Here is a 17,511-nt window from a genome sequence, read left to right as displayed (position 1 = left end):
TGCGATCGCGTACATTCGTGATATCCAGCGCGCCAACAGAGTAGACCGAGGGCAGCACCATGAAGAAGATCGCAATACTTGCACTCATTGCTGTGCTTCCCAGCGGCGTACTGGCGCATTCCAAGATCGAAGAAACAACCCCAGCCGATGGGACTACAGTCCCCTCTGTGCCTGCTGAGATCGCGCTCAATTTCTCCAAGGACATCCGGCTGACACGGATAGAAATGGCCCATGATGAGAACTCGGCCATACCCTTGGATCTGGGTGGCCAGACAAGTTTTGGTCAGGCGTTCACGATCCCATTGCCGGCCAGCGGAACTGGCACATATGTCATCGAATGGCGTGGCTTAGGTGAAGACGGCCACGCGATGCAGGGCGAGTTCTCCTTTACCGTGGAATGAGCATGCCAGACATCTGGGGAATTGCTGCAATCCTCGCAAAGCTAATGCTCTACATCGGATTTGCCGGGTCTACCGGGATTGTCATCGTAAATAGCCTCTATTCGGGTTTGGTAACTCCAATAAGCCTTGCGCTGAAACGCCAAGCCATGGTGTTGGCATGGCTTTCTCTCGTGGCAACGGTAGTTGGTTTCCTGCTTCGTGGCGCTGCCCTGACAGGCGGCTTGGATGGAATGTTCGACCCGGCGATGCTTGGTCTACTTCGGCAGACTTCCGTAGGCGACGTACTAGTTTACCGAGTTGTCGGCGCAGCATTGATCCTTGTGGGATTGTCCCTTCCTCGCTTTGGTCACTGGGTCGCACTGGTGGGTGGTGCGTTGGCTCTGTGGTCCTTTGCGCAGATCGGGCACGTGCCCGAATTAGAGAGTGTTGGTGTCCAACTCTTGCTCGTGCTGCACCTGCTATGTGCGGCCTTCTGGCTGGGTATCTTTAGCCCGTTACGGAGGTTGGCCCTGATGCCTGAGCACCTGAAGAATGCTGCTGAACTGGGGCAAAGGTTTGGGCAAGCTGCCGCAATGGTCGTACCAACTTTGATCGTGGCAGGTCTCTGGATGGCTTGGTTGCTTGTTGGCAATCTCCAAGGGCTTTTGTTCACCGGCTACGGGCGGGCACTGTTGTTCAAAGTGTTCCTTGTAGGGCTGCTGTTGATCCTCGCCGCCGCAAACAAGTTCCGGTTTGTTCCGGCCATGCAAGCCGGAGACGCAAAAGCAGCGCAACATCTCGCCCGATCCATCGAAATTGAAGCGCTAGTCGTTTTCGTGGTTCTGGCGACAACGGCGACACTCACGACCGTACTAACGCTTCCGCATTGAGGTATTCTGAGATGAACAAAAACCTGTGTGCACGGGCTATATGCAGCATTAGCACGAACGTCACTGCAGATCATGAATTGCGAAACTGAGACCTGGCGACCTGACGGGGCCACTACACAGAACACTGCGTCTCATGCCACGGGGTCAGTCTGAAAGGACTGTCTAGGCGACGGTTGCCACTGTCACAACAGCGGGAATTGGCACATCCCATTCAGGTCCGGCGCCGTGTTTCTCGAGCACCTTTGACACTACCGCTGCTCGGATGGCCGCTGCACACTCCGGGGGTTGCGGGCGCAAAAGGGCACCGCCGCGGGCTGTCCCCTCAAGAAAGAAATCATAGGGCGCGCCGGGATCACCAACGCGCCACTTGGATGCAACAGTGGACTGATGGCAATCGGTAAACCCGACCCTCTCCAACACTGGAAAGGCGATTGCCGGATCCGCATAGTCATTGGCTCCGGGGCCAGGTGGTAAGGATATTTCCGGAGACCCATGTTGGCCAATGGCGCCAAAGACATACCCAAGAGCCGTGTCAACGTCCGGCCCGCACCAGACTGAAAACGCCACACGCCCACCGGGCCGGAGAACGCGGCGAGCCTCGGCCAAAACTCGCGGCGGGTCCGGCACATGCGGCATCCCAAACCCAATCGTCACGGCGTCAAATGTCTGATCCTCAAAGTCGAGAGACATGGCATCGCCCTCGACGAACTGGGCGTCAGGCACGGCAGATCGGGCCATTTCGAGCATAGCCGGCGAGAAATCCAACCCCGTCACACGCGCACCTGCCTTGTACAAACCCGCCGTAACATTGCCCTGACCACAACATAGGTCGAGGGCAGCGATGTCTGGTCCAGCCCGAACCGCCGCTACCAAGGTCGGGACAACCATGTCTGCGGCCTTGGCAAACACTGTCGCATAGGACTGTGCTACTTCGGGTTTCGCCCACTCGCGCCTTTCGAGTGCAGCGAAAGTATCCGGCTTCTGGATGTCTGACATCCCTTCCCCTTTCCCTCTGCGCCCCCTCAATGAACAGTTGGATAAGGATCAATGTCAACGATCAAGCCAAGCAGACATTCGGCAAACCCCGCTTAACAATTAGGAAGCAAGTTTAGCCAAAACGGAGGAGGATTAATCCTCAGTGTCAAAAAATGACAAGCAATTGGCTCGACGTCGCAATGGTTTAGACTTATTCAGAATACATACAGAAATAATCTTGCTGTTCAGTCTTGGGGTGGTCCGGGCAGTAAGGGGGAGGTTCAGCAGGATCAGAGTGAATGCCTGCTGCTATTTCCCAATTTCATGTGTGGTAGCTTCCCCCCACTTAACTTGTGCCCAAAGAGTAAGGGATCTCGGTAATGAATGCTGAACAGTTCTTTAACCAAAAAACAATTTTGGATCTAAGTTTCTTCAACTTCAGAAACGCAATAACAGCAGCATACTTCGCCAATCGAGAGCTCGAAATACAAAGGGTCAACGACAACTTTCGGAATTTCTTTCCCATTCTGGGCAACGTCACGAATGCTTCGATGCCGGACGTATTGGAACAACTTGGGATACCCGGAACTCAAATTGATAAGTACATTGAGGATCTGAACGAAAAAGGATCAGTCCTGCTGCCAAAAGTCGAGATTGCAGTGAACGGCGAAAATCGTTTCTTTTCGCTGCTCTCGGCGCATACATCCGATAGCGACTTTTCCTATCTAAACGGTGTACAGGGCCAGTTCGTCGACCGCACGGACGAGTGGAATTTGCGGCGCGAGCGTGAAGAACTTTTGAGCCAAAAGATCAAAGACCGAGAGCTTATAGAAGAAAAAAGCAGACAACTTGAAAATCTGGCCAACAGGTTGGCAAAGTATCTGTCTCCGCAAATTTACAACAGCATATTCTCGGAAACTGAAGATACGTCCCTGACGCACAAAAGAAAAAACCTCACAATTTTCTTCTCGGATATCGTTCACTTTACAGATTTGAGCGACACCCTTGAACCTGAGCGACTGGCAATCGTCATCAACTCGTACCTTTCGGAAATGACAAATGTTGCGCTTGAGTATGGGGGGACCATAGACAAATTTATCGGCGACGCGGTGTTGGTGTTTTTCGGTGACCCCGAAACACAGGGGGATGTGGAAGACGCCCTACGATGCGTAGAAATGGCATTGAAGATGCAAGAGCGCATTTCCTCCCTACAGGGATATTGGAAGAAAAACGGAGTCCCGAGCGATCTGAAAATTCGCATGGGCATTGCAACTGGATACTGTACTGTCGGAAACTTCGGATCCGAGCAGCGGTTGGATTACACAGTGCTGGGCAGCCCGGTAAACCTTGCGGCGCGCTTACAGGAAATGGCAGAACCCGACACCATACTTGTTGATCAGAATACGCTTTCGCTGATTGAGGACCATGTAGACAGCAAGTTGAAAGGCGAAATTACACCAAAAGGTTTCGCCAGATCGGTCAGATATTTTGAGGTTGGTGGCCTGACTGAAGAAGCGCGTTTCAGTGAAAGCCGGAAATTGTCTCACATCGGCGAGCACGTAGAAGTCAATGTTCTGGACAGCTCTGACATCCGCGCAGCGATCGAAGAACTGGCCGAAATTCAAAAACGTTTTGAACAACAACTTAATCGCCCTTCGAGCGAGGGAAGTGATCGCTGAACCGATTCTGCTGCAGTGGCGGAAATTCGGTTGCTCTATTTCAGCAGCACGACCCGAGACGGCTCGTCATGGGCAGATTGCCAGTTGAAACGATTGACCAAGCGACTTCAACCGGCCCGTGGTGCGAACTCCGGGAGAGTGTAGACCTGCGTTGATTGCGACATGCCTGCCAATTGATGCCGTCCCAAAGGCTCAAGCCGCGTCGTAACGTCGGCTGCAAATTCCGAGGACATTACCAAAGGTGTTTTCAGAGGCTTGCACAAACCTTCAAGCCGGTTGACCTGGTTAACTGCCGGACCAATCGTGGTGAAATCCAGCCGGCGTTCCGTACCAACGTTTCCATACATTACGGAACCTCTATGCAAGGCAATTCCAAACTCGATTTTGCCGCCGTGCTTTTGCCAGACGATGTTCTTTTCCTTGGCGCGGGCGAGGCACTCCAACACAGAAGACAATGCGGCGCGGCACATGTCGACCGCTGGCCTCGACTTTTTGTCAACCGGGAAGATCGCCATAACCGCGTCGCCGATAAACTTGAGGATTTCACCGCCGTGGTCTTCGACGGCCCCTGCGGTGCAGTCAAAATAGTCGTTAATCAACGCAAGATATTGGTCCATTGGCATGTCTTCGGCCAATCGGCTGGAGTTTCTAAGATCACAATAAAACAAAATGCAATCGATCGCCCCTCCGTCACCGCGCTCGATGACGCCATCCAGCACACGGTTTCCTGAATAGCTTCCGAGGTAGGCGTCCATCAAACCCTGCGCAAGAATTCGCGATTGCGCGTTCTTTATGACCAAGGCCAAGGCAGGCATAAGCGCCCGAATGTAGTTGATTTCGGAATCGCTGAAACCGCCGATACGACGTGTGGTAATCGACATCATGACACCCTCCATTCCCGGTGGAAAATCCGACCAACGACTGGTGTCATCGCGATGATAGCTCTCAAATTGAACGAGGTAGTCAGTCACGCCGTCTGATCTTAGGTCTTCAAGGATCGGAAAGCTGGGCTTGGTCAGTCCATCTTCCAGCTTGTAGCGGCGAAATGACTCTCCGCTATGCGCCAAGTCAAAAAAAGGAGAATTGCGGAACCCAGGCGTCGCAAGCTGATCTCTTGGCGTCAGGTCCGCCTTTGCTTGGTCGTCACGAACCGTCCAAATTACATTCAGCGCACCGAAATTTGGATGCAGGACCATACCTCCGATGTTGATCCTGACGACGGGTATACCCGCAGAAACCAAAAGATTGCCAAAACCTTGTACGACGTCTTCGGCCTTGGTATCGCGAAGGCCGCTTTTCATCAGCCAAGTGGCAACACTATCCAAAAGTGGTGACCTGCTGAATTCAATCATACCGAGACACTTTCTTGTTTAAAAAAGCGATCTGAAGCAACTCGGGCCTGAAATCTGGGGCAGCTTGTTTTCAATAGGCACAGGAAACCTTGCGCCGAGCGTTCCACCTCCTTTTAGCACAACACTGTTATTCGGTCCTAGCTAGGCGGGCACGGTTGGGCTTGCTAAGAGTCACTCTCTCAGCTTTTCATGACAATTCGGTCGTCGATTGAATTGGAACGCATGTTGCAACCAAGTATAAATATCACTCTCTTCGTATAACAAAACGTGGAAGATCAGGCAGGGTTTGGGTGATGATGAGGCGCGCGAATTGGAATGACTGGATGTCTGCCTTGCGGACAAAGCAGCCCACTGTTTCTCACAACGGATCAACAGAAATTGCTTCCATCTGATACCCAATATCGAGGGGCGAAACGCCATCGGAGAATCCAACAGATCGTATTCCGTCACCTCTGGTCAGTTTCCCGGAGATCACGACAGCTTCAAACAATCCATCTATCGAAAAACCTTCCGGGTAGTTGACCACTATCATTTGGTTTCTGGGCGGAGGCGGCGTATGCACGCAAGCGCCCGCAAATGGAACCAAAACAAACTCGGTGATCCTTCTGCCATCGAAGTCCAGCGGCAACACGAACCCCGGAATTTCTATTGACTGGTTCAAAAGGCCTTCATTGAGTTCGGTGCGGCTAGCTTTCAATTTCTCACCAAACGCCGCTAAATCGGCGACTTTGGCCGGACCGTCTATTCCGACACTTTCCAAAGCTGAGATCGCAAGGTTTTCTCCTTGCAGCGCCCTGGGAGAGAGTACTTTGCCTGCCGTCCGTGCGGTCTGGGTATGCACAAGAACGCCGACCAACCTGGCTTCATCCGCGGTCAACCCGTAGTACGGGTTGTCTTTGGACGACAATTCGACGCCGAGGTCGCTCCAATCTACAGGTCGGGCAGACTCTGCGTAGCCAGCCGAGGGCAGGAACATGAAAACCAGCAGTATTGCTGCAATACGCATGTGCCGAGCGTCAGTTGGCAAATGGATTGGGTATCGTGATGTCTTCGGTCATCGGCCACTCACGGACTAGCTCAGGTTTTTTTCCGGGTGGATACCAGAGTTCCGGATCGATCTCATTGGCTTCGATCGTCTCATTTATCACATCATAAACTTGGTGTTTTGGAGCAGGGAACGTGATCTCGTCATCTGTATATAGAGGCCGCGGAACCTGATTGGATTCACCTGTAACCCCCTCGCGCCACCATACTTTTCCGTCACCGTGCAAGTTGAAAACGACGAGGTCAGGCGCACCGAACGCAAACGCACCTTTGTAGTGGTAGCGCACTTCAGCGACCGTTTCGTTGTTAAAGACATCGTCATAGCTGTAGTGCGATGCGACGCAGACCTTAGGCTGTGTTTGCTCACAAATATAACCCAGTCCATAAGCCGGCGTGTGCGATGTGTCGATCGTGTATGCTGCCATTGCAGCCGGCATTCCAAGCGCGCGTGAGGTCACAGAAACAGTAGCTGTTTGGACTTCGCTGATCAGCATATCCACACCTTCGCAATACTTTATGGTCAGGCTGTTCGGGCGATTGTCACCGGTGTAGCAAAGGCTTTTGCCATTCCAATCCAATCTGTAGCTCGTCGCGCCATCCTTGGTGTGTGATGTTGGCCAATGGGTAATTTTAACGCCGTTGGCTTCGTAGACTGTTCCACCCTCATCCATGTAGTCGAATTCCACTACGTTGGGGCTATAGCCTTCGCCGACTGGCCAGGCATTAAAGCTATCCTGGTGCCATGCTGTCATAGCCATCATGCTATCGACGAAATGCTGCGTTCCATATTGAGGTTCAGATCCGCTCGGGCCGTATATATTTAGTGGAGTGTAGCCGCCTTGAATAGGCCGGAACATCGTGAAGTAAGGCAGGTCGCTCACATGATCCATATGGAGATGGGAAATGAAGACGTGATTGATCGTATTGAAGGGAACGGAGAAGCTGTTGTAGTTCCGCAGTGAACCAATCCCCATGTCAAAAACGAAACGATCACCATTTCCGAGTTCAACATATATGCTCATCCCGGATTGATCCTGTGATGGGTAATATGTCGAACCCATAAAGCTCACGCGGATTTCGTTGTCCTGTAGTTCCTCGGTCCCGGGATAATAGAGCATGGCGGCATTGAAGTGGGATGCCGCTTCAACGTGCGGCACCATCGTTTCGCCTTCAATCCATCGTCCTTCAGGATTTCCTGCTTGACCGAAGAACTCGATTGCCTTCTGCATCTCGGGAGTTGGTTGATCCTGCGCAAGCACTTCGATTGGTTGAGAAAAAATCAGATACCCTGCGGCGCAAACTCCCTTGAAACAGTTCATGATGAGTGTCCCTCCAATCCCTTGCGAATTTTTGCGAGGTTAACCGAGGACAACGAGATTTCAAAATGAGTTTCAGCTTCTGCGACTTCCGCAGAAACTGCGTGCTGACAAGAACCGAAAGACCGCTTTACGCTCAATGCGGAGCTCCTTGCAACATGAACACCCAGTTACAAATGTTTGCCGGGGGTATCGTATGTTGTGACCATTTCCACCTCTTCGCGAGGACACAACACTTGTCAGCATCTTTCAGACAAGATTTCACTCCAGCGCCAATATGAGCGCCTTTTGATCCGAGGAGAAAGTGAACGTTCCGCCTCCGAACATGAGCAAAACGCTTCCTATGTCTTAGGGTATAATACCTGCTCTTATTGTCACGAAGCGCATGCTGTGTTTGCCCTTGTTAACAGGATTAAGAAAAATCGAGTTGAATCACTTGTGAACAACCTTGATTCAACGCGCGTTGATCAACGGATCAAACCCATACTTGATTACGTCAAGCACCTCACCCTGACGCCTTCTCGTATGGTTGAGGCCGACGCACAGGTGGACGATGAAACAGAGCAGACAGAAACTGTGGGTTGGTTTTTTCATATGCCGGAAGAAACGCCCTGATGACGGTGGGTTTTGCTTCACCTCAGATTGCTTAGTGACAGCAGTTTTCCAGGTCGCGACACGATAAAAAGGCCGCGAACGAAGAACGCGCCTCTTTTGGCGCTAAGTGTTTGATATTTGTCTGAGAGTATTGGTTTCGGAAGCAGGATTTGGCCATTGTCGAACGTCCGCAAAATTGACGTCCTAACGATACTGCTGTGCGCAGTTCTTAACTTAGTCATGATAAGTTGAAAAGTTTGGACGTGTGCATCACCGGCACTATTGGGGCCGGTGGTTTAATCCTCGCGAAACGCACGCTGAAAATACACAGTGAGCGGTTGCGTCAGATAACTTAGCGGAGTCCGGTTCTCGGTCTTGAGGAAGGCTTCGGCCGGCATGCCTGGAACAAGTGAGACATTTTCCAGAGCCTCGAGCGCTGCCGCGTCGGGCATGAGGATCGCCTCGTAGAACGTTGCGCCTGTGGCTTCATCTCGCGCAGCATCAGCGGCAACGCGAACGACTTTCCCTGCAACTTCCGGAGTCGTGCGTCGATTGAACGTGGTGAACATCAGCGAAACGTCCTGACCGGTGTAGACCTGCTCGATATCTGTCGGTGAGATCCGTGCGGACACGTGAAGCGGCTGATCTCCGGGCACGATATACATCATTGGATCGGCTGCCCGGACTACAGACTGTTCCGCAAAGACGCTTGATCCAAAGGTAATGCCGGCGACAGGCGCCCGGACATCGAGTCGGGACAACCTTTCGATAAGCCCAAGGCGCTTCTCGACCAATTCGAGTTCGTTGTAACCTAAGTCCCTTAGTCGGCTTATTGCTTCTTCGCGACGTTGGTCAAAAAGAGCAAGTCGCTGGATTTCCAAGCCAGATATCTGTGCGCGCGCCTCGGCGACGCGCGCCGTCAGACTGCCGATTTCTCCTTCGAGCCTAGCTTGGGCGCGTTGCAATTCGAGGAGGCGCGACGCTTTCGTCAGTCCCTGATCAAAGAGGGTTTGTACATCAGCCAGTTCCTGCTCGATGAGCTTGAGCTGGCGATCAAGTGCCCTGCGCTGCGCCTCTACGCCTTCAATTTGTTGTGCAACTTGAGTCTTCTGTTCAGAAATTTGCCGGGCGTTTTGCGCGAGCGATTTGCGACGCGCTTCAAAAAGACGTTTCTGCCCTTCCAGTTGCTCCGTGATTTTGTCATCAGGCACCAACATCAGGTCTGGAGGAGTGTCGAATGTCACGTTCTCAGTGTCGTCACGCTCGGCTTCGAAGCGCGCCATGCGCGCGAAGATTTCCAAGAGCTGACCTTCGACGATCGCGAGTTCATTTTTGAGAAATGTATCGTCGAACCGCACTAGTACATCGCCGGCAGCCACCAAATCGCCATCGCGCGCGAAAATAGCCCCAACCACCCCACCGTCTGGGTGCTGGATCACCTGCCGCTCGCTTTCAACCTCAATCACCCCGGAGGCAACCACGGCACCGGCAATCTGCGTCTTGACGCTCCAAACCCCAAGGACGCCCAACATCACGATAATCGCTGTTGCACCAATCGTGGTTGGTACGACGGCGCTCCAGCTCTCCTTCTGTTCTGACATCAGCTTGTCTTTCCGCTGACGACGCTTTGAACCTGATTGGCATTCTTCAACGTCGACTTAATAACTTCGTCTCGCGGACCCTGTGCGGCGACCTTACCCTGGTCGAGAATAACCAGGTTGTTACACTCTGAGATCGCCGTCGGTCGATGGGTCATAATAACAACGGCTCTTTTGTCCGCCTTCATTTTCCGCACGACCGAGTTTAGGGCCTCTGATCCATCAGCATCCAGTGCCGAGTTCGGCTCGTCGAGGACCAAAAGCACAGGATCGCGATAAAGCGCGCGAGCCAGTGCAAGCCGTTGCTTTTGTCCTCCCGACAGTTGCGCGTCGTGGGTTCCGATCCGAGTATTGTACCCGTCAGGGAGTTTCTGAATGATGTCGTGCACCCGCGCTTTTTTGGCGGCCTTTATGACAAGTTCAGAATCCGGGTTTAAGTCCATTTGCGCTATGTTTTCGGCGACACTACCTTCAAAAAGCACAACGTCCTGTGGAAGATAGCCAATGTGCCGACCCAATTGATCCGGGCCATAATGTCCCAGCTTAGCCCCATTTAGACGCACCTCACCGGCGACGGGTGTCACAAGACCTACGACCACGCGGGCAAGAGTGGTTTTGCCGGAACCGCTCTTTCCGATTACACCGAGCGCTTCTCCTGGCGAAACCTCGATCTTCACGTATTTCAGGATCGGTTTATCGCCACGGCGGGCAACAACAGACACATTATTGACAAGGAGTTTGGCCTCGGGTCGCGGTAACTCAAGAGGTGGCTCACGCTCGTGGTTGTCGGCGAGGAAGGTATTCAGACGCTTCCTGCCAGATAGCGCTCTCTGCACGATTTGCCAGCTTGCAAGACTCTGCTCGACCGGTGCGAGAGCGCGGCCCATCAGAATAGAGGCTGCAATCATGGCTCCTGCGCTAATTTCATTTTCCAGAACGAGCCAGGCGCCAACCGCCAGGATTGCAGATTGAAGGAAGAGCCTGAAGGCTTTGCTACTGGCTGTGAAAGAGCCCGTCCAATCGGTGGCAGCGATCGTGCGTTTAACACCTTCCGCTCGCATGTCTTGCCAGCGGTTTACCATTGCTTGCGACATGCCCTGTGCCCAGATGAGTTCGCCCCCTTCTTCGGCTTGATCCGCGAAGCGATCTGCCCGATGTGAGAGCCCGTTGGCTTCCGTAACCCTTTTAAAAGTTACGAATTGGTTAATGAAAGCGACGGTGATCAGAGCCATGCCGCCTGCGCTGGCCATCCATCCCAGATAGGGATGGAAGATAAAAATGCAGCCGATAAAGATAGGGGTCCATGGAAGATCAAGTAGCGATAGGAAAACCGGAGCGGTGAAGAAAGTTCGAATTGAGGCCAGCGCGTCGAGCGGGGCGGACTGCTTGTGTTGCCCACCTCGTACGGCAGTGTCTTCAAGTACGGCTCGGAAAACGGACTCGTCGAAGGCCGTCTGAAACCGGGCACCGGCACGCGCCGCGATGCGTCCGCGGGCATACTCGATGAGGCCGTAAAACAGGTAAAGAACCGCGACGAGACCGAACAGGGCAACCAGGGTTTCCTCTGATCGCGAGGCAAGCACCCGATCATAGACCTGAAGCATGAAGAGAGGCCCTGTCAGCATCAATAGATTGGTGAAAATGCTGAAAACGATGACCGTTGCGACAAGCCGGCGAATATGCGGTCGGATCTTCTTAGGTTTGTCGCCACCGGTAGTCGAAACCATAAGAGATGCCCGCCAATACATTCAGTAAACGACAGTGGTTTTAACACCGGCTCCATCTCAGCACAAAATAGGTAGGGTTCTCAAGGAAATTCCCCTAATGGAGTCGCGAGGGTGTCATTGCAAATTTGTCTGCTTCGCCCTGAAGTTGGCAACCTGCTGATATCGGTCTCGTTTATCCCGATTATTCTGCAGAAGTTTTACCAACCAAAGCCCTCCCTCGTCCCAAACCTGTTCGTTCGGACAGAGCCAGCAGCGCTTACAGTGCTAAAATTGCAGATTATGCGACCCCGAAGACTACATCGTCGCTTGTCAGGTACAGAACGTTATCAAGATGGATTGATCCACCGGAATACTCTACCAAAACCCCAGACTCCTGCGTAGTCACTACTAGGTCATCGATCGACGTCTCTGGACCGCTGAACGCAAGTACATCTTGTCCGTTCGTGAAATCAGAAATCTGGTCATTTCCGCTGGAGCCATCGAAGCCGAAATCGAAATAGTCATCTCCGTCGCCGCCGAACAAGACATCATTTCCGCCGCCGCCGAAAATGTAATTGTCGCCATCATTGCCCACTATCGTATCATCGAAAGAAGAGCCAATGGCGTCTTCGATCTCTGTCCCGTGAGCGATTGCAATGTTGTTGCTGCCTGACTGGCTAACGGTACTAAATGAACCCTCGCGCAAATCGATTTCAACGCCATGCGTTGAAGCTGAAAGGTCCATGGCATCACGCCCACCCGCATCCCAGATTATTTCCACAGTCCCGGACAATGCGTCGAAGTCATATACGTCGTCGGATGTTCTTGTGGTCTCGTTGGCTCCGTATAAATGTTGGATAGCCGCAACGTCATACAATAACATCGAACTTGCCTCGCCGTCGAAGGACGGATGCACGTAATCCGACATCACAGTATATTGCCGGTTCAGCTCATCAAGCGGTAGGTTTTCTGGGTGCTGAAGCCCCAATACATGCCCGATTTCATGAATCAGCGTTTTATATTCCTCAGTCCCAGGCTCAAAAGAAAGCCCTGACAATGATGAATCGATCCAGACATCCCCAGCAGGTGCTCCAACGGTATATTCATTTGGATAATAGGCCAACCCGCGGGCGGACCCGCCGATATCCGCGATCCCGAATACTATGCTGGCTTCTTCAAGTGGGGCTTCGACGAACGTAATGTTCGCGAATTCCGAAATACTGGAAAGCGCGCTACGCGTAATCGCCTGCATTTCTGCCGTGAAAGCTTCGAAGTCCGTCCAGGCAAAATGGTCGTCGTGGTAGTAATCCGGTGTCGCAGTAGCGAACGAATAAGTTACAGTGATGCTCGTCCCGACCGGATCGTTGGGGTTCAGCCGATACTCGTCTCCTGCAATCAGCCCTGTAACATAGTAAGGGACATCCGGCTCCGAGGCACCTTCGACCTCTATTGTCACAACGGCGGAAGAACTACCTCCGTGACCGTCTTCAATTGTATAGCTGAAGGTGTCAGTTCCGACGAAACCCGTGGCGGCGGTATAGCTGAACGTCCCATCGGCGTTCACAACGACCGATCCATTGTTGGCGCTGACAGCATCGTATTGCGCAATGGTCAGCGTATCACCATCGCCGTCGCTGTCATTGTCGAGAATACTGGCCGAACTCTCGAGAGTTTCACCCTCAGTGGCCCCAAAGGTATCGTTGACAGCAACTGGGGCCGAGTTGTCGTCAACAATCTCCATCGTCACCTGCGCTGTCGAGGTGCGCCCTTGGTCGTCAACAACGGTATAGCTGAAAGTGTCCGCGCCAGAGACCCCTTCATAAGGAACATAAGTGAGGGTCCCGTCTTCGTTAATCGTTACTGCACCGGACACACCTTCCGTTACAGAAGCTATTCGCAACCCCGCACCAAGGTCATTCGTCAGAACAGCTAGGATCACCACACCATCCATCTGCACCGACCCATAATCGTCAAGCGCGTGCGGCGAATCAGCGTTGGGATCGTCAGGCGTTTCCAAGTCTACGACCAACAAATCCGTATCAGAAAAGGACAGCACCTCTACATCTATCAGGTGGTCCCGCTCGCCAGAAGAAGAGGTGACATAAATACTTTCACCCACTATTTCGAAAGAGTAGTCTTCCAACTGCCCTTCGAAGCGAACAGTGTCATACCCCTCGCCACCGTCGATCAGGTCAGATCCCTCACCGCCCAGCAAGACATCGTCACCACCAAACCCCAGGATCGTGTCGTCGCCATCCAAGCCAGAAAAAATGTTGTCCCCGTCATTGCCTTCGAGAACATTATCAAGCTCGTTGCCGGTTCCATTAAGATCGTCGACGCCGTCCAGGAAAAGGTTTTCCACATTATCATCAAGCGCATAGTCCACGCTCGAAACAACGGTATCGATACCGCCATTCTTCCGTTCGCTAATGGAAATTCCAGATGCATGTACAAAATAGGTGTCGTCTCCGCGCCCACCTTTTAGCACGGTATTGCCGCCGTGACCGGCGCTGCCCTTGCCCTTAGCCATCTCTTATCCTCAAGCTTCCCGCTTTTGTAAATTTTGCGGTTGGATTGTTGATAAATGCCGAACAATGGCAGTCGCAAGAGCTGCCGAAATTTTGGCTTTTTTTAGGCGGGACTTTGCTTGGAGGGCAGGAAAACAATTACCTTGCAGCACCTACCTTTGCGAGAAACGGCTCCGGAGCACTCGCCTGAACTGCTGAAAAGATTGAGAAATTTTTATTATTGTGGTAGCGTGCCGACACAATTTGGAGGAGAACCCATTGTCTGGCATGGGGGTGCCAATGTCGCGGTTCCTAACTCTCTAAGTCAAAAAATCGAAATTTTCGGAACCTCATCCGTGCGAGCGCGTTTGCGCGCTGCATGTTTAATTGCGACTTCTTACTTCATCATCTGCCCCCAACAAAGCCGTCTCCTTCTGAGCATATTATTGCGTCTGGATTGACTGCTGGAATCTGAAGTTATCCGAGACATAGAATTTGAGCGGTGCATCTCGGTGTCTTCATTGCTTCCAGTGTAAACCATTGGGGGAAGTATTATGGCACTTTCGATTAATATTGATGGCATTACTGGTATCGACGAATCCCTGGGTGATCAGTTTGGTAGCGGCAAGCATGATGTTTCCAGTTTTCCGACTGATGTAGAGTCTGTTTTCAACACCGCATTGGCTGCCTATAGCGCGACGGTCACAGGCTATAGTGTGGCAGTCGGCGATGCGATTGAACTGGCCGGCGATCCGACCGACGGCACCGGTGGCAACGATGTACAGATCACCGCCGATCCCCCGATCACTGGGCTGAGCCTGACCGATGACAGCGGCTTTGTATTCGACGGTACATTCGATTCTGGCCTCGACTCGCTTGCGGGTAACAACATCAACCTCTTGTCGGCTGCAAACGACAACGTCGTTTTGGGCATTGATGCGCTTACCCAGGAAGTCATCTTTGCGATTTACCTGGAAGAAGTCACCGATCCGGTCAGCGGCAATATCATCGGCGGTGACTTCTGGATCGCCTTGTTCGAGCCAATTAAACATCCGGATGGGAGCAACCCCGACGATGTTGTGGATTTAGCCAACAAGGTCTTTGTCTCGGCCGAGCAAGTCATCGACTTTTCCTTCGCAGGCGCTCCGTCCGGCCAGAATGAGTTCATGGCCTTCAGTTCGGGGAACGTCACGATTGTGGCCTCCGGTCAAATGAATGGCGATTCAGTGAACAGTGGCCAGGGTGCCAATCTGGGCGACGGTTCGGATAAAACCGCGCTTGGCACCAACTCACAGGACATCGGCGCTGGAGAGATTTTGAACTTCAATTTCACCACTGGGTTTGACTCTGAATATATTGTACCCGGGCTGACCCCCACCGAGGCCAGTGACCAGAACAACATTCTATTCACGGACGTGTTCCAGACGACCGGTGCGGCGTTCAATGTTGTGAAGGTCACTGGAGGTGGCCCAACCACAAACCCCTTGGTCCATCTGTCTGCGTGGAATACCGAAGGAGCCGGCCCAGAACTTGAGACTGGAACAGCATTCATTGACGGCCACAACGACGACGAGATGGTGAGCATTACCGCAGTCTTCGTGAACGGCGTCGACGTCACCGGCGACCCAACGATGGTTCAGGATAACGGCGACGGCACATTTACCGTAATCGGCGCGGTTGAAAATGACCGGATCAGTATCGTGGCCCCGTCCTTCAACCGGATAGCGATCAAAAACGGCGGCGATGATCAGGTCGCGTTCAGTATTCAGGCCTTCAGCCTGGAAAGCACCGCCACCGAACGGGCCGAGGCGGGATCGAAACTCGACTTTTACGATGATGGCCCCTCCCAAGGCGCGCAGGATGTCAATCTGACGGTTTATGAGGACGCCTTGACCGGCGGCAACCTTGACGGCACGGGTGACGTGCTGGTCGCGACTGACAACCTGAGCGGCATATTCCAATCTGGCCAGGACGCACCAGGCCTAGGTTTTGGCGCGGATGCGACGAAAGACGGCACCACGCTCACCAGCGACGATGGTCAGTCATTTAACGTTGAGGTGAACAAAGGTGTTGACGTCGACGTGGGCGGCACGACCTATAACGACGAAGTCATCCTGTCGATCAGCAGCACTGATCACCTGCGAATACTTGTGAACACCAACGGAGATATCCGGCTGGAACTACTCGCCGCTGTCGAGCACGGCGCGGTGACTACGGGCAACCCCGACGACGACATCCTTGGGATTGGTCTTGGGGAACTCTTCGAAGCCTTTGACGAGGATGGTGACAAGCAGAACTTCTCAGCGAATGATGTCCGCGGCCTTATTGAGGACGACGCACCTCTCTTTGACATTGAGCTTGGAACAGGTGGATTGCAGACAGACGACGCAGATCTGGCAGGCGGTCCCGATACCGACACCAAGGGCGTCGGCGAATTGTTTACGGTCGAAACCAATTCACCGGGTGCCGACGGCAATGGTGGCCTTGTCTACTCTTTGGCATTGAGCGCCGCCTCAGTTACAACAACTTTGAAGGACACCGCCACCGGCAACACGGTGTTCCTGTTTGACGAACTCGGCGACATCGTCGGTCGTGAAGGTACGGATGCCGTGAACGCCGCAACCGGCGACGTCGTGTTCTCGGTCTCGGTTAACAGCAGCACCGGCGCGGTGACGCTGACCCAGGAACGGGCGGTCGAGCATAGTACGACCGACACTCAAGCGCCATATAACGGCGACACTGTCGGGCTGGGTCTTGGTGCCGGGGACTACATTAACTTGGTCGGCACTCTCAGCGATACTGAGACACCACCGGACCAAGCCACCGATGCCGTCAACATTGCGCCTTCCATTTCGTTCACCGATGACGGGCCGGCCTTTGCCATGACCCTTGGCACCGCGGACCTGCAGACGGATGATGCCGATCTGACAGGAGGTCCGGATACGGACACCGAAGGTGTGGGCGATCTGTTCAACGTGACCACGAATGATCCGGGTGAAGATGGTCTGGGCGCGCTGGTCTACAGTCTTGAACTGGGCACCAATGCCGGATCGGTGACCCTGAAAGACACCGCCACCGGAGACACCGTGGTTCTCAGCAACAATGCTGGCGTCATCGAGGGCAAAACCTCGGGCGGACAGGTTGTGTTCTCGGTCTCGGTCGTCAGCAGCACCGGCGCGGTGACGCTGACCCAGAACCGGGCGGTCGAGCACAGTTCGGCAGATACCTCGGGCTATGCCTCGGATATCACCGGGTTGGGCGCGGCCCTGACCGATGCGATCCGTCTGGTCGGCACCCTCAGCGACGCCGAGACCGCCGCAGACACCGCGACGGACTATGTCGACCTCACCCAAAAAATCTCGTTCACCGATGACGGGCCGGCCTTTGCCATGACCCTTGGCACCGCGGACCTGCAGACGGATGATGCCGATCTGACAGGAGGTCCGGATACGGACACCGAAGGTGTGGGC

12 protein-coding genes are annotated in these 17,511 nt (G+C 53.3%); 5 read left to right on the top strand and 7 right to left on the bottom strand.

Going from position 1 to position 17,511, the window contains the following annotated elements:
- Nucleotides 1-59: 59 nt before the first annotated feature.
- Both ACR0LH_RS17340 and ACR0LH_RS17335 read left to right on the top strand, forming a co-directional pair.
- A complete protein-coding gene (locus tag ACR0LH_RS17340) occupies nt 60-401 on the top strand; it encodes a copper resistance CopC family protein (protein WP_480721866.1) in 342 nt (113 codons plus the stop codon).
- 2 nt (nt 402-403) lie between these two features.
- Nucleotides 404-1,270 (top strand): CopD family protein, encoded by an 867-nt coding sequence (locus ACR0LH_RS17335; protein WP_480721865.1) that lies wholly within the window; start codon nt 404-406, stop codon nt 1,268-1,270.
- Nucleotides 1,271-1,432: 162 nt separating this feature from the next.
- Here ACR0LH_RS17335 and ACR0LH_RS17330 read toward each other — a convergent pair whose 3' ends face one another.
- On the bottom strand, nt 1,433-2,266 hold the full coding sequence (locus tag ACR0LH_RS17330; protein WP_480721863.1) for a methyltransferase domain-containing protein: 834 nt from the start codon (nt 2,264-2,266) through the stop codon (nt 1,433-1,435).
- 359 nt (nt 2,267-2,625) lie between these two features.
- Between ACR0LH_RS17330 and ACR0LH_RS17325 the strand changes: the two genes are divergently transcribed.
- Nucleotides 2,626-3,924 (top strand): adenylate/guanylate cyclase domain-containing protein, encoded by a 1,299-nt coding sequence (locus ACR0LH_RS17325; RefSeq protein WP_480721862.1) that lies wholly within the window; start codon nt 2,626-2,628, stop codon nt 3,922-3,924.
- Between the two features lie 107 nt (nt 3,925-4,031).
- Here ACR0LH_RS17325 and ACR0LH_RS17320 read toward each other — a convergent pair whose 3' ends face one another.
- From ACR0LH_RS17320 to gntH, 3 genes are all read right to left on the bottom strand, one after another.
- A complete protein-coding gene (locus tag ACR0LH_RS17320; protein ID WP_170555250.1) occupies nt 4,032-5,276 on the bottom strand; it encodes an adenylate/guanylate cyclase domain-containing protein in 1,245 nt (414 codons plus the stop codon).
- 358 nt (nt 5,277-5,634) lie between these two features.
- Nucleotides 5,635-6,282: a DUF3299 domain-containing protein gene (locus tag ACR0LH_RS17315; RefSeq protein ID WP_480721860.1), complete on the bottom strand. Its 648-nt coding sequence runs from the start codon at nt 6,280-6,282 to the stop codon at nt 5,635-5,637.
- Nucleotides 6,283-6,292: 10 nt separating this feature from the next.
- Nucleotides 6,293-7,639, bottom strand: coding sequence for a guanitoxin biosynthesis MBL fold metallo-hydrolase GntH (gene gntH / locus ACR0LH_RS17310; RefSeq protein ID WP_480721858.1), 1,347 nt, complete (start codon nt 7,637-7,639; stop codon nt 6,293-6,295).
- A gap of 198 nt (nt 7,640-7,837) precedes the next feature.
- Here gntH and ACR0LH_RS17305 point away from each other — a divergent pair, with 198 nt between their 5' ends.
- Nucleotides 7,838-8,251, top strand: a complete 414-nt coding sequence (locus tag ACR0LH_RS17305; RefSeq protein ID WP_480721857.1) for a carboxymuconolactone decarboxylase family protein — start codon at nt 7,838-7,840, stop codon at nt 8,249-8,251.
- Nucleotides 8,252-8,526: 275 nt separating this feature from the next.
- On the opposite strand, the gene ACR0LH_RS17300 is transcribed toward ACR0LH_RS17305, so the two are convergent.
- From ACR0LH_RS17300 to ACR0LH_RS17290, 3 genes are all read right to left on the bottom strand, one after another.
- Nucleotides 8,527-9,831: an HlyD family type I secretion periplasmic adaptor subunit gene (locus ACR0LH_RS17300; protein WP_480721856.1), complete on the bottom strand. Its 1,305-nt coding sequence runs from the start codon at nt 9,829-9,831 to the stop codon at nt 8,527-8,529.
- Complete coding sequence (locus tag ACR0LH_RS17295; protein WP_480721855.1) at nt 9,831-11,555, bottom strand: type I secretion system permease/ATPase; 1,725 nt, start codon at nt 11,553-11,555, stop codon at nt 9,831-9,833. The genes ACR0LH_RS17300 and ACR0LH_RS17295 overlap by 1 nt, the downstream gene beginning before the upstream one ends.
- Before the next feature lie 277 nt (nt 11,556-11,832).
- Nucleotides 11,833-14,064 (bottom strand): Ig-like domain-containing protein, encoded by a 2,232-nt coding sequence (locus ACR0LH_RS17290; RefSeq protein ID WP_480721853.1) that lies wholly within the window; start codon nt 14,062-14,064, stop codon nt 11,833-11,835.
- Between the two features lie 531 nt (nt 14,065-14,595).
- On the opposite strand from ACR0LH_RS17290, the gene ACR0LH_RS17285 reads away from it, so the two are divergent.
- Nucleotides 14,596-17,511: DUF5801 repeats-in-toxin domain-containing protein (locus ACR0LH_RS17285; RefSeq protein WP_480721852.1), on the top strand; the 2,916-nt coding region annotated here is incomplete at its 3' end.

The organism is Ruegeria sp. CL6 (genome assembly GCF_056536465.1).
The sequence above is the reverse complement of the archived record's forward strand: the minus strand, read 5'-3'. Positions and strand labels throughout refer to the sequence as shown.

Bases quoted from the DNA above. Each gene is read 5' to 3' on its own strand.
- ACR0LH_RS17325 (WP_480721862.1), top strand. From the start codon at position 2,626: ATGAATGCTGAACAGTTCTTTAACCAAAAAACAATTTTGGATCTAAGT.
- ACR0LH_RS17330 (WP_480721863.1), bottom strand. From the start codon at position 2,266: ATGTCAGACATCCAGAAGCCGGATACTTTCGCTGCACTCGAAAGGCGC.
- ACR0LH_RS17295 (WP_480721855.1), bottom strand. From the start codon at position 11,555: ATGGTTTCGACTACCGGTGGCGACAAACCTAAGAAGATCCGACCGCAT.
- ACR0LH_RS17335 (WP_480721865.1), top strand. From the start codon at position 404: ATGCCAGACATCTGGGGAATTGCTGCAATCCTCGCAAAGCTAATGCTC.
- ACR0LH_RS17315 (WP_480721860.1), bottom strand. From the start codon at position 6,282: ATGCGTATTGCAGCAATACTGCTGGTTTTCATGTTCCTGCCCTCGGCT.
- ACR0LH_RS17340 (WP_480721866.1), top strand. From the start codon at position 60: ATGAAGAAGATCGCAATACTTGCACTCATTGCTGTGCTTCCCAGCGGC.
- ACR0LH_RS17290 (WP_480721853.1), bottom strand. From the start codon at position 14,064: ATGGCTAAGGGCAAGGGCAGCGCCGGTCACGGCGGCAATACCGTGCTA.
- gntH (WP_480721858.1), bottom strand. From the start codon at position 7,639: ATGAACTGTTTCAAGGGAGTTTGCGCCGCAGGGTATCTGATTTTTTCT.
- ACR0LH_RS17300 (WP_480721856.1), bottom strand. From the start codon at position 9,831: ATGTCAGAACAGAAGGAGAGCTGGAGCGCCGTCGTACCAACCACGATT.
- ACR0LH_RS17320 (WP_170555250.1), bottom strand. From the start codon at position 5,276: ATGATTGAATTCAGCAGGTCACCACTTTTGGATAGTGTTGCCACTTGG.